This is a genomic window from Luteibacter sp. HAY1-4A (genome assembly GCF_056755355.1).
The window spans coordinates 23,715-33,581 of sequence record NZ_JBNDHZ010000047.1; the positions used below are offsets into that span (position 1 = coordinate 23,715).

Genomic DNA, 9,867 nt, shown 5'->3' on the forward strand with positions numbered 1-9,867 from the left:
TGCAGGCACGTCGCCCCTAGAGTCCCTTGGCCCTCTTCATCGCCTCGGCCTGCTTCCAGATATCCTCGAACAACCCGGCATAGTTCTTCATCCCCTCGTTATCCAGCGACGTATTAGTGAACAGCACCACGCCCATGTCGCCGGACAGGCTGGCAAGCATGTCGGTCTTCAGACCCGGATCGGAACCTCCATGACCGATACGGGTCACGTTGTATTTCGATTCCCAGAACAGTCCCGCGTTCTTCTCGTCCAGCTTCACGTTCTCGGGCTTGTTCGTGGCGTTGAACTGCAAGGTTCGCATGGCCTGGACAGAGCCCTCCCTGAGCACACGAACGTCGCCCAGCTTTCCGTTGTCGAGCATCATCATGAAGAATTTCGACAGGTCGGCGACCGACGTTCTAACGCCCCCGTCGGGGTAGGTCGTACCGCCGTATAGCTCGATGGGGATGGCAAGGTCCATCTGCGAGACGTACAGACGCGCATGTTTCGAAGGCTTCACCTCCGACAGAAACCAGGCGGTATCGTCCATCTTCAACGGCGCGAAGATGCGGCGTCGCGTATAGGTATTGAGGGGCTCCCCTACCGCTCGCTCGACGATGTATCCGGCCAGACCCGCGCCTATGTTCGAGTATTCCCTGTAGGTGCCCGGTTTGTGCTTGACGAAGTTGTCTTCCGCGTAGTCCGTGCCGCGCGTATCGAAATAATTCTTCAGGAAGTCGCCGAGTTTTACCGGCGAATCGCCACCGTAGTGGTACGTGCCCTTGTATACGGGCCACCGATCGCTGATGGACGAGGTATGTGTCGCAAGCTGCCGCAGCGTAATGGGCACGGTCGGAAAGTTCGGATTGACGACCTTGAACGGCAGGTACGTGTTGACGTCCTCGTCCAGAGAGAGCTTACCCTCTTCCACCGCGAGCATCATGGCGGTTCCGGTTACCGTCTTGCTGATGGATCCGATGTTCATCACGGTGGTGGGCGTAAAGGGAATGCCTCGCTCGCGATCGGCGTAGCCGTAGCCCTTCATCCATACGAGCTTCTTGTCCAGGATGATGGCAGCCGCCACGCCGACCATGCCTGCATCTTCCATCCGTTTCGCCACCTGAGCGTCGAGGACGGACGTGTCCGGTGGAGAAGATGAGGGCGTTTGCGCGCCGGCGGTCCACGGAAACAACGACACAAAACAGGCGACGGTCGCCAGCCCTTTTCTGAAATGCATCGTCTTTTTCCACGTCGACCCAGGTTCGACTAGATAGAAGCCGGGTGGAGCTGCCGTCAACGGTGCCTTTAGTCATGCCCAAGCAATACCGTGCCCGGCGGGCACTTGCCGCGCTTCGACGAGCCGCCTACCAAGGCACCGTCTTGCCATCCCTGTCGAGGTACTCCAACCCCGGCCGGGTGCGCTTGCGCAGGATCACATCGAGGATGAGCGGCATGCTCTCTTCGACGGTATACGGCGCTTCGTCGCCGCCTAGATCGGTGCGGATCCATCCGGGTGCCAGAAGCAGCAGCGCGCGTCTCGTGCCTGCCTGCCGGGCTGCGTAGCTGCGCATGAACTGGTTCAGTGCAGCCTTCGAGCCGCGATATACCTCACGCCCGCCGCGCTCGTTGTTGGCAATACTGCCCTGCCCCGACGACATCGCGCCGATCAGGCCGTCTTCTGCCACCAGGTCTTCAAGACCCTCCACGACGCGCATGGGGCTCAGTGCATTGGTCACCATGACCTGGACGAACTCGTCCGTGGAAACCTCGGCAACGGTCTCGCCGGGGTTCTCGTTCGTGGTGCCTGCGTTGACGAACAGGATATCGAAGCGTTGTCCTGCCAGACGACCGTGCAGCGCGGCGATGTCCTCGGGTTTCGTGATGTCGATCTGTTCGATGGCCAGGCGGCCGTTCGCATCGGCAAGATCGTGCAACGGCGCGCGTCCGCTACCGCGAACCGTGCCCGTCACTAGCCATCCTTCCTTCAGGAAGGCGTCCGCCATGGCGCTACCCAGGCCCCGGGAGGCGCCGACGATGAGTATGGACGGCGTTGCGTTCTTCGATGACGTCATGCCTGCCTCGCGACTCACTGAAGGGCCGCCATGGTACGTCAAGTTACCGGGGGCGTGACCCGACATGCCGAGATTCATTGAGATGGCGGGACCTCAAGGGGTAACCTTCCACCCATGCCCAAGTTGAAAAGCAATCAAGTACTCGTCACCGTCGGCACCGCCTGCACCGTCTCGGCCGTCGGCTCGACGGAAACCTACCAGGCCCGCGTCGCTAGTTCCGACGAATTCCTTCCCCTCGCCGCCTTCGATGCTGGCCTCGTCACGCTCGATCCCGGTGCGGCGAACGCTGCCCAGGGCATGCGCTGGGCGGCCGGCGACCATGCCGGCGAGCCAGTGGGCCTGGAGGAACTGGAACGCCTGCATGGCGAATCCTTGCGCGCGAACACGGGTATCCGCCGCCTGCCCCGCGTTGTGGAACTCGCGCCACGCGTGGCCACCGACATCGCCGCGCCGTTGCCGCACGATCTCGAGGCCGGCGGCCTGCGTCGGCTGGCCGGCCTTCGTTACGAGGACATTCGTGCTTCGAAGCTGAAGGATATGCACGGCCTGTTCCAGGACGATCCGTTGCTCAGCCCTTCGCTACAGGCACAGCTCTTCGCCTATGGCGCACTCGGTGCCCTGGCGGGACTACCGCGTCCATTGTCGGAGCTCGTGCCCGATCCGTTCGGGCTCCGCATCGCATCGGCCACGGCCTTCGGTGGCATGGATGCACTGGCCCAATGGTTGCGGCCCGATGCGCCGCTGCCTCCCGGCGGCATTCCCAAGGACACGTTCGCCGTGCGCCTGGCGCACTCGCTGGGTTCGCACGGTCCCGCCCTGGTCTCGACCATGCTGGCCCCGAGCTACAGCATCAGCCGCGTATTGAAGAACCCGGAGCTGCGCGAATCGTTGCGCTCGGACAATGTCGGCTTCATGCGTGTGCCGCAAAGTCCCCTTACCGCCGTGGGTGCCTGTGCATCGAGCCTCATCGCGCTTGCGGACATCGCGCCGCAGCTGCTGTTCGATTACCCCGGGTTCCAGAAGCCGCAGATGGTGCTGCTCACCGCGGCCGACGCGGCATTGCAGCCGAGCTACGGCATCCTCGAAGCCTTCGGCGGCGGCGCCTTGATGACCAGCGAGAAGCTCGCCGCCAAGAACGCCGCCCATGCCGATGGCAGCCAGCGCAGCGTGCATGACTCCCTTGCCCCGTTCGACATCGATGCCGACGGCACCGTCGTTGGCCATGGCGGTTCCGGACTGCTGGTGACGACGCTGGAGTTCGCGTTGCGCAACCGGCTGGACATCACCTCCATCATCGTTGGCTGGGGCCAGAGCGCAGAGGCCGGCGGCAAGGCTCATTTCGCCGGCGTAGGTTTCGGCGGTGAGAACGCCCTGGTGCAGGCGCTGGACATGGCCTTCCAGGGGCACGACTACGGTGTGCACGACTTCCAGTATCTGGCGGCGCACGCCACGGGCACACGAACGAATTCGAAGACCGACCTCGGCACGGCACTGGCCGGCCTGCGCGGTGCGGCCCAGCGCCAGGGACTCGAGGGCGCGTCGCCCAAGCTCTTCGTCGGCACGCCGAAGGCCGTCGGCGACGGCCACACGATGGGCGAAACCGGCCTGAAGGCGCTGTCGCAAGCGTTGCAGTTCGTGCTGGGCCGCGCAGCGCCGGGCGTGCCTACCCTGCGCCGGCTCGATCCCGATCTGGCCGAGGTCGCCGGACATTTCCATCTGCAGGCCGATCCGTCGTCCGGTAACGCCGATGGCGGGGCCATCTGTGCCACGCAAGGTTTCGGCGGCTACAACGGCGCCGTTGCGCTGCGTTCCGCGACACCCGAAGCGTTCGCGCGCTACGAGTGCGATCCGGAAACACTGGCGGCTTACCTGGACGCCTGGCCGGCCATCCGCAGCGAGCGCGAGCAACGGGAACGCGTGGCGCGGCGCAGCCCCAAGCTGGCTCTCGCGATGGCGGAAAGACATCGCTGGACCGGCCTGGAATGAGCCTGCGCCGACGCTGAAAGCCGGACCGGCAGGCTGCCGGTCCGGTGCCGCCATATCGTTATCCGAACGTCAGACCTGCGCCTGGCCGCCGTCGACGAAGAGCTGGACGCCTGTGATGAAGCTTGCCTCGTCCGAGGCGAGGAACGACACGGCCTTCGCTACCTCGTCGGGTGTGCCGGTGCGGCCCAGTGGCGAAATGGAGCTCACCTGTTCCACATAGGCGGCGATCTGCTCGTCGGTGAAGCCCAGTTCGTTCTTGTAGCCCGGCGTGACGATGACACCCGGCGCGACGACGTTGACGCGGATGTCCCTGCCCTTCAGGTCCGTGGCAAGCGTGCGGGCCAGCGAACGCACCGCCGCTTTGGTCGCGGCGTAGACGCCGAAGGCAGCCGGGCCCTGCACGGACACCATGGAGCCGTTGAGCACGATCGCCGAACCCGGTCCCATCAGGCGCAGCGCGTGCTGCACCGTGAACAACGTGCCTTTCACGTTGATGTCGAAGTACTTGTCGAACTGCGCCTCGGTCACCTGGTCGAGCGGAGTGAACTCACCGCCCCCTGCGTTGGCGAAAAGGATGTCGAGCCTGCCGCTCTGCGAGCGGATGAGCCCGAAGATGCGGTCCAGATCGTCGGCCTTGGCGATGTCGCCTTGCAGCGGTGTCGCGCCGATCCGTTCCGCGACTCGCCTGAGCTCTTCCTCGCGGCGGCCGGTGATGTAGACCGTGGCGCCTTCACGAATGAAGCGTTCGGCAGCCGCCTCGCCCAGGCCGGAACTGCCGCCGGTCACGAGGACGATCTTGCCTGCGTGGCGGGTGGTGTGGACGTTGCTCGTGTCTAATGTATGCATGGCTCTATGCTCCGGTTGTGAATGAGGGAGTGGTTCCGAATCCCTATCTGGGGCCGGAGATGGCCCGATCATTCGGCACCGGATGAGTTCTCAATTTCTAGAGAGAAACAATCGTGGAACGTCTTCTCGCCATGCAGCTCTTCGTCCGGGTGGTGGAAACCGGCACCTTCACGCGGGCTGCCGCAGGCCTTCGTGTGCCTACGTCGAGCGCGACCAAGCTCGTACAGGGCCTGGAAGCAGCCCTCGGTGTACAACTTCTAGAGCGCACCACGCGCCGCGTCTCGGTGACGGCCGAGGGCGCGGCGTATTACGAGCATGTGCGCCGCATGCTCGAAGAGCTCGACGACGTCGAAGCGCAATTGGGGCGCAGGACACAGAGCCCGAAGGGCATGCTCAGGGTCGATACCGGCGGCTCGGTGGCCGCGCAGCTGCTCATCCCCGGCCTCGCCGCCTTCCGGACACGCTATCCGTTGATCCACCTCCAGATCGGCGTGACCGACCGCACTGTCGACCTCCCCAGCGAGGGCGTGGACTGTGCCATTCGCAGCACCGCCGACGACCCATTGCTGATCACGCGCAAGGTTGCCGAACTGCCGTGGACGCTCTGCGCCGCACCTGCCTACCTTGCGGCGCGTGGTCATCCCGCCAGCGTGGAGGATCTCGCCGGCCACGACTTGGTGGGTTACTTTTCCGCACGCAGTGGCCGCCCCTCACCGCTTGCATTGCGAGCCACCGGAGACGACGTCGAGCGGCACGACTGGCGTTATTCGCTCGAGGTCAATGAGAGCAACGCACACGCCGCGGCGGCACGCCACGGACTGGGTATCGTGCAGACGCTGCGCTTCCAGGTGGCCGACGAGCTGGCCGACGGCCGCCTCGTGGAAGTGCTTCCGGAACTTCAGCCGCCGCCGTTGCCGGTGTACATCGTGTATCCGCCCAGCCGACGGAACAACGCGCGCGTGCGCGCGTTCGTCGACTGGATCCTCGACGACCTGCCCCGCCGCGCGGGTATGGAACCCGCACCCTGACGGGTTCCACCACTTGAGTTACTTCGCGGGCTTCTTGAACCTCAGCATGAACCGGTCGGTCTTGCCCTTCACTGCCGGATCGAACACCTTGAGGGTGTGATCGTCCGCCGTGTTGGCAAGCAGCGACGATTCCTCGTCGAGCACGAACCCGGCCTTCTCGACTTCGGCCTTCACAGTCGCGGGATCGATACGATGCAGGTCTTCCGTGTTCTTGAGGCCACTCCCCTTCGCTGCGGCATGGTCCACGATCACGTAGTAGCCGCCGGGCTTGAGCGCCTTGAAGACGGCCTGGTTGAAGCCGTCCACACTCGCGCCCTTCATGAAGCTGTCGTGGAAGTCGTGATAGTTCTCGAACGTCCACACCACGTCGAACGTGTTGAGCATGTTCGCCGGCGGCGGTTCTGCGAGCGGATCCGAAATGCCTTCCACGTTGGCGTACGCAGGCTCCTTCCCGATGGCCTTGGCCAGTGCCACCGGATCGCTCTTGAACTCGGCGATTTCAGCGGGAACGTAGGCATACACTTTTCCCTTCGCGCCCACGATCGGAGAGAACAGCCGGCTCCAGTAGCCACCGCCCGGCCACACGTCCAGGACGGTATCGCCGGCCTTCACCTTGGAAAAGGCGAGCAGGTCGGCGGGGCGCCGCACGGTGTCCTGTTCGGTGTCCTTCGCCGGCCGGTGCGTGTCGGCGACAGCCGCGGCAATGGCAGCCTTGGCGGGTGCCGGCTTAGCCGCCGGGGTCGCCTGGGAAAAGACGGCCGCGACAACAGCCGCGGCCACGAGCGTGGATTTCATGCCTCGCCTTCCTTCGGGCCCATGGCCCTTCGACGTGCGGAAGCCAGAGCGTAGTCCTGCTCCGCCCTGGCCGCCATACCCCGGATAGCGATGTCAGTCGAGCGGCGTCAGCCCGGTATTGATAGCACCGGCATAAGCCGCGGGCAGCGTCTGGCCGTTGTACGTCTTCCCGGCCACATCGTCATAGAGCCAGAGGAACGCGCCCGTGATTCCGCATTGGCTTTCCCAGCCGGCGACCGTGCTCTGGGCCTGCGGTACCGTGACGCCGCCGGCCACGGCGGTATCCGCCAGTCCCGGATAGACAGGGATGCCGCCGAAGTCCCAGCCCGAGCACGGATTGTTGCCCGAGCCGCCGGCGTATGCCTGGAGATGAACGCCGTCGATCGTGCCGGGGCGTAGCTGGTTCACCTGGCTCACCACCGTCTTCCAGTACGAGGCATTGGCATAGGGATCGGGCATCACGTGATAGCCGAGCTTGCCGAGCATGACGGAGAAGCTCACCGTGGATGCCGTGTCGTAGTTGTTCTCGTCGTCCAGGTCGATCGCGTCGATGGACGGAATGGCGGCCTTCAACGCCTGGAAGTTCCTGTAGAGCGTGCTCTGCGATCCGGTGCCGCCGCCCGCACCGGTGCTGTTGACCAGCGCCTCGATGTGCTGGAAATCGCCGATGTTGGACGAACCGATGCTGAAGGTGATGCGCTTCACGCCTGCCGATTTCAGGCTGGCGAGCGTGCTGGCAAAGGACGGATATGTCTGCGCGCCGATGTAACGGCCGTTCGAAACCAGGGGAAACTCGCCGTTGAAGTTGAGGTCGCCGTTGGCCAGGACCTCCACGCTCCATACGATCACTTCATTGAAACCCGAAGGGCCCAGTTCGCTGATCGTCCGCGACGGGTTCTTGTAGATGGGCCCCCCACCGAAAATGCCGGTATAGCCTGTGGTGTCCGCAAGCGACACAGGCGACGCCATGGCGCTGGCGGCAGCGAGCGCGAATCCGAACATGATCTTCGTACGGGACATCCGAACCGAATTCAGCATGGTGCATTTCTCCGGGGCGTGGGTGGTCGCCCATGCTCGCCACGGTGCCCGCGAATTGTTGTGATGCGCTCGGCAGATCGCGTCGCATTTACTTGCCGATGAATGCGGCGAGTTCGTCGGGCGTGCCTTTCGGGAAGGCTTCCCTGAGATAGTCCAGGAATGCCGACACGCGAGCGCTGAGTAGACGGCGTGTCGGGTAAAGCGCCCATAGCGAGATGTCCGCTTCCACGTCTGCCCAATGCACCAGCGCCCCCGATGCAAGATCGTGGCTCACCAGCGAGAGCGGCAGTCGTGCCGCGCCGACGCCGGCACGCACCGCATCGCGGGCCATCACGAGCGACGACAGGCTGAGCACGGGCCTCGCGGCCATGGTACCGATGCCGTTCGCCGTCTTTACCTGCCACGTCTCGTCGTGTTGCAGCGGCGTGCGAATGACAGCGGGCACGGGCTCGCCGTGGCCTGGCCTGCGCAGTGCCGGGCTTGCGACCACCACCAGCCGGTCGTGCAGGAAGATCCGCCCCACCAGGGTTGCGTCTGGGTCCGGATTGACGCGAATGACCAGGTCGTAGCCTTCCTCGATCATGTCGACGGGGCGGTCCTCCACCGTCACTTCCAGCCGCACCTCGGGATGCCTGAGTGCAAAACCCGCCGCGATGGTTCCCATGGCGGTCTGGGAAAACAGCAGGGGCGCGCTGATGCGCAATCTGCCGCGTGCCATCCGGCCACCCGAGGCGATCGCCACGGCGGTTTCCTCCAGTTCGGTCAGCAGCACACCCGCCCGTTCGAACAAAGCGCGCCCCTCCTCCGTGAGCTTTAGAGACCGCGCGCCCCTTTCGAACAGCCGCAGGTCGAGCTCGGCTTCCAGTTCGGCCACGTGACGCGACAGGGTGGCCTTCGGACGGCCGGTTTCCCGGGCAGCTTTTCCAAAGCCCCCATGCCGGGCGACCAGGGTGAAATCGGCGAGCGCTGGCAGATCCATGGGTGTCTCATTGATGGGACGTTGCGTCCAATATTAGCGGCTATGCACCAGAAATTGGATCGATAGCATAGGCAGCACGTTCCCAACCTACCCCCGGAGAGTGCCATGACCATCCTTGTAACCGGTGCCACCGGCCGCGTCGGCCGCCATGTCGTCGACCAGCTCGTCAAGCACGGCGCGTCAGTCCGTGTCCTCACCCGCGACCCGTCCAAGGTCGCCTTCCCGCCTGAGGTGGAAGTCGCCAAGGGCGATCTCCTCGACCTCGATGCCGTGCGAGCCGCCTTCCAGGGCGTCCGCACCCTCTTCCTCCTCAACGCCGTCACCGGCGACGAATTCACCCAGGCGATCATCACGCTCAACCTGGCGCGCGAGGCAGGCATCGATCGCATCGTGTACCTGTCGGTCATCCATGCCGACCGTTTCGTCAACGTGCCGCACTTCGCCGTGAAGTTCGGCGCCGAGCGGATGCTTGCGGACATGGGCTTCGGCGCGACGGTCCTGCGCCCGACGTACTTCATCGAAAACGACCTCACGATCAAGGACGTTGTCCTGCAGCACGGCGTGTACCCGATGCCGATCGGCAACACCGGTGTCGCCATGGCCGACGCGCGTGACATCGCGGAAGTCGCGGCACTGGAACTGCTGCGCAGGGATCGGGCGCCCACGAAGCTGCCCATCGAAACCATCAATGTGGTCGGCCCCGACACGCTCACCGGCGAAGGCATCGCCGCCATCTGGACCGAGGCGTTGGGCCGCCCGATCGGCTACGGCGGCGACGATCCGAGCGGATTCGAGCAGAACCTCGCCACCTTCATGCCGAAGTGGATGGCCTACGAAATGCGCCTGATGGCCGAGCGCTTCGCCGGTGACGGCATGATCCCCGATAAGGGAGACGTCGAACGTCTGACGGCATTGCTGGGCCGGCCGTTGCGTTCCTACCGCGACTTCGTCGCCGAAGTCATCGCAGCGGGCTGAGGAGACACGCGCCGCCCGTCGCCGCGGGAATGCGTTAGCCAAAGGTCAGATACCGATGGCGCGCAACGAAGGTGGCGTTGTGGCATCGTCTCGGAATGTTTCGAGGTGTTCCGCAATGACTTCCCCAGCTCCCCACGATCCCGCCCTGGCCGCAGCGGCAACCATTGCC

9 protein-coding genes are annotated in these 9,867 nt (G+C 64.6%); 3 read left to right on the plus strand and 6 right to left on the minus strand.

The window, feature by feature from the left end; translation table 11 throughout:
• Positions 1 to 16: 16 nt before the first annotated feature.
• Positions 17 to 1,216 carry a serine hydrolase domain-containing protein gene (locus ACPYOD_RS15160; RefSeq protein WP_481302547.1) on the minus strand — a complete coding sequence of 400 codons (1,200 nt, stop codon included), beginning with the start codon at positions 1,214 to 1,216 and terminating at the stop codon, positions 17 to 19.
• A gap of 127 nt (positions 1,217 to 1,343) precedes the next feature.
• Positions 1,344 to 2,051 (minus strand): SDR family NAD(P)-dependent oxidoreductase, encoded by a 708-nt coding sequence (locus tag ACPYOD_RS15165; protein ID WP_481302548.1) that lies wholly within the window; start codon positions 2,049 to 2,051, stop codon positions 1,344 to 1,346.
• A gap of 114 nt (positions 2,052 to 2,165) precedes the next feature.
• Between ACPYOD_RS15165 and ACPYOD_RS15170 the strand changes: the two genes are divergently transcribed.
• Positions 2,166 to 4,037 (plus strand): beta-ketoacyl-[acyl-carrier-protein] synthase family protein, encoded by a 1,872-nt coding sequence (locus ACPYOD_RS15170; RefSeq protein WP_481302549.1) that lies wholly within the window; start codon positions 2,166 to 2,168, stop codon positions 4,035 to 4,037.
• Between the two features lie 69 nt (positions 4,038 to 4,106).
• Here the strand turns inward: ACPYOD_RS15170 and ACPYOD_RS15175 are convergent, their stop codons facing one another.
• Positions 4,107 to 4,883 (minus strand): SDR family NAD(P)-dependent oxidoreductase, encoded by a 777-nt coding sequence (locus tag ACPYOD_RS15175; protein WP_481302550.1) that lies wholly within the window; start codon positions 4,881 to 4,883, stop codon positions 4,107 to 4,109.
• Positions 4,884 to 4,996: 113 nt separating this feature from the next.
• On the opposite strand from ACPYOD_RS15175, the gene ACPYOD_RS15180 reads away from it, so the two are divergent.
• The gene (locus tag ACPYOD_RS15180; RefSeq protein WP_481302551.1) at positions 4,997 to 5,911 is read left to right on the plus strand and encodes a LysR substrate-binding domain-containing protein; all 915 of its coding nucleotides are present in this window, start codon (positions 4,997 to 4,999) and stop codon (positions 5,909 to 5,911) included.
• Between the two features lie 18 nt (positions 5,912 to 5,929).
• On the opposite strand, the gene ACPYOD_RS15185 is transcribed toward ACPYOD_RS15180, so the two are convergent.
• The 3 genes from ACPYOD_RS15185 to ACPYOD_RS15195 form a co-directional block, all read right to left on the minus strand.
• Entirely contained in the window at positions 5,930 to 6,706 is a 777-nt protein-coding gene (locus ACPYOD_RS15185) for a class I SAM-dependent methyltransferase (protein WP_481302552.1), read from the minus strand.
• 93 nt (positions 6,707 to 6,799) lie between these two features.
• Positions 6,800 to 7,744: a hypothetical protein gene (locus tag ACPYOD_RS15190; protein WP_481302553.1), complete on the minus strand. Its 945-nt coding sequence runs from the start codon at positions 7,742 to 7,744 to the stop codon at positions 6,800 to 6,802.
• Between the two features lie 88 nt (positions 7,745 to 7,832).
• Positions 7,833 to 8,723 carry a LysR family transcriptional regulator gene (locus ACPYOD_RS15195; RefSeq protein ID WP_481302554.1) on the minus strand — a complete coding sequence of 297 codons (891 nt, stop codon included), beginning with the start codon at positions 8,721 to 8,723 and terminating at the stop codon, positions 7,833 to 7,835.
• A 105-nt stretch (positions 8,724 to 8,828) separates the two neighbouring features.
• Here ACPYOD_RS15195 and ACPYOD_RS15200 point away from each other — a divergent pair, with 105 nt between their 5' ends.
• Positions 8,829 to 9,698: an SDR family oxidoreductase gene (locus ACPYOD_RS15200; protein WP_481302555.1), complete on the plus strand. Its 870-nt coding sequence runs from the start codon at positions 8,829 to 8,831 to the stop codon at positions 9,696 to 9,698.
• The last annotated feature ends 169 nt before the right edge of the window (positions 9,699 to 9,867 follow it).

Coding starts and splice junctions, on each gene's coding strand:
- ACPYOD_RS15165 (WP_481302548.1), bottom strand. CDS start 2,051: ATGACGTCATCGAAGAACGCAACGCCGTCCATACTCATCGTCGGCGCC.
- ACPYOD_RS15175 (WP_481302550.1), bottom strand. CDS start 4,883: ATGCATACATTAGACACGAGCAACGTCCACACCACCCGCCACGCAGGC.
- ACPYOD_RS15195 (WP_481302554.1), bottom strand. CDS start 8,723: ATGGATCTGCCAGCGCTCGCCGATTTCACCCTGGTCGCCCGGCATGGG.
- ACPYOD_RS15170 (WP_481302549.1), top strand. CDS start 2,166: ATGCCCAAGTTGAAAAGCAATCAAGTACTCGTCACCGTCGGCACCGCC.
- ACPYOD_RS15190 (WP_481302553.1), bottom strand. CDS start 7,744: ATGCTGAATTCGGTTCGGATGTCCCGTACGAAGATCATGTTCGGATTC.
- ACPYOD_RS15200 (WP_481302555.1), top strand. CDS start 8,829: ATGACCATCCTTGTAACCGGTGCCACCGGCCGCGTCGGCCGCCATGTC.
- ACPYOD_RS15160 (WP_481302547.1), bottom strand. CDS start 1,216: ATGCATTTCAGAAAAGGGCTGGCGACCGTCGCCTGTTTTGTGTCGTTG.
- ACPYOD_RS15185 (WP_481302552.1), bottom strand. CDS start 6,706: ATGAAATCCACGCTCGTGGCCGCGGCTGTTGTCGCGGCCGTCTTTTCC.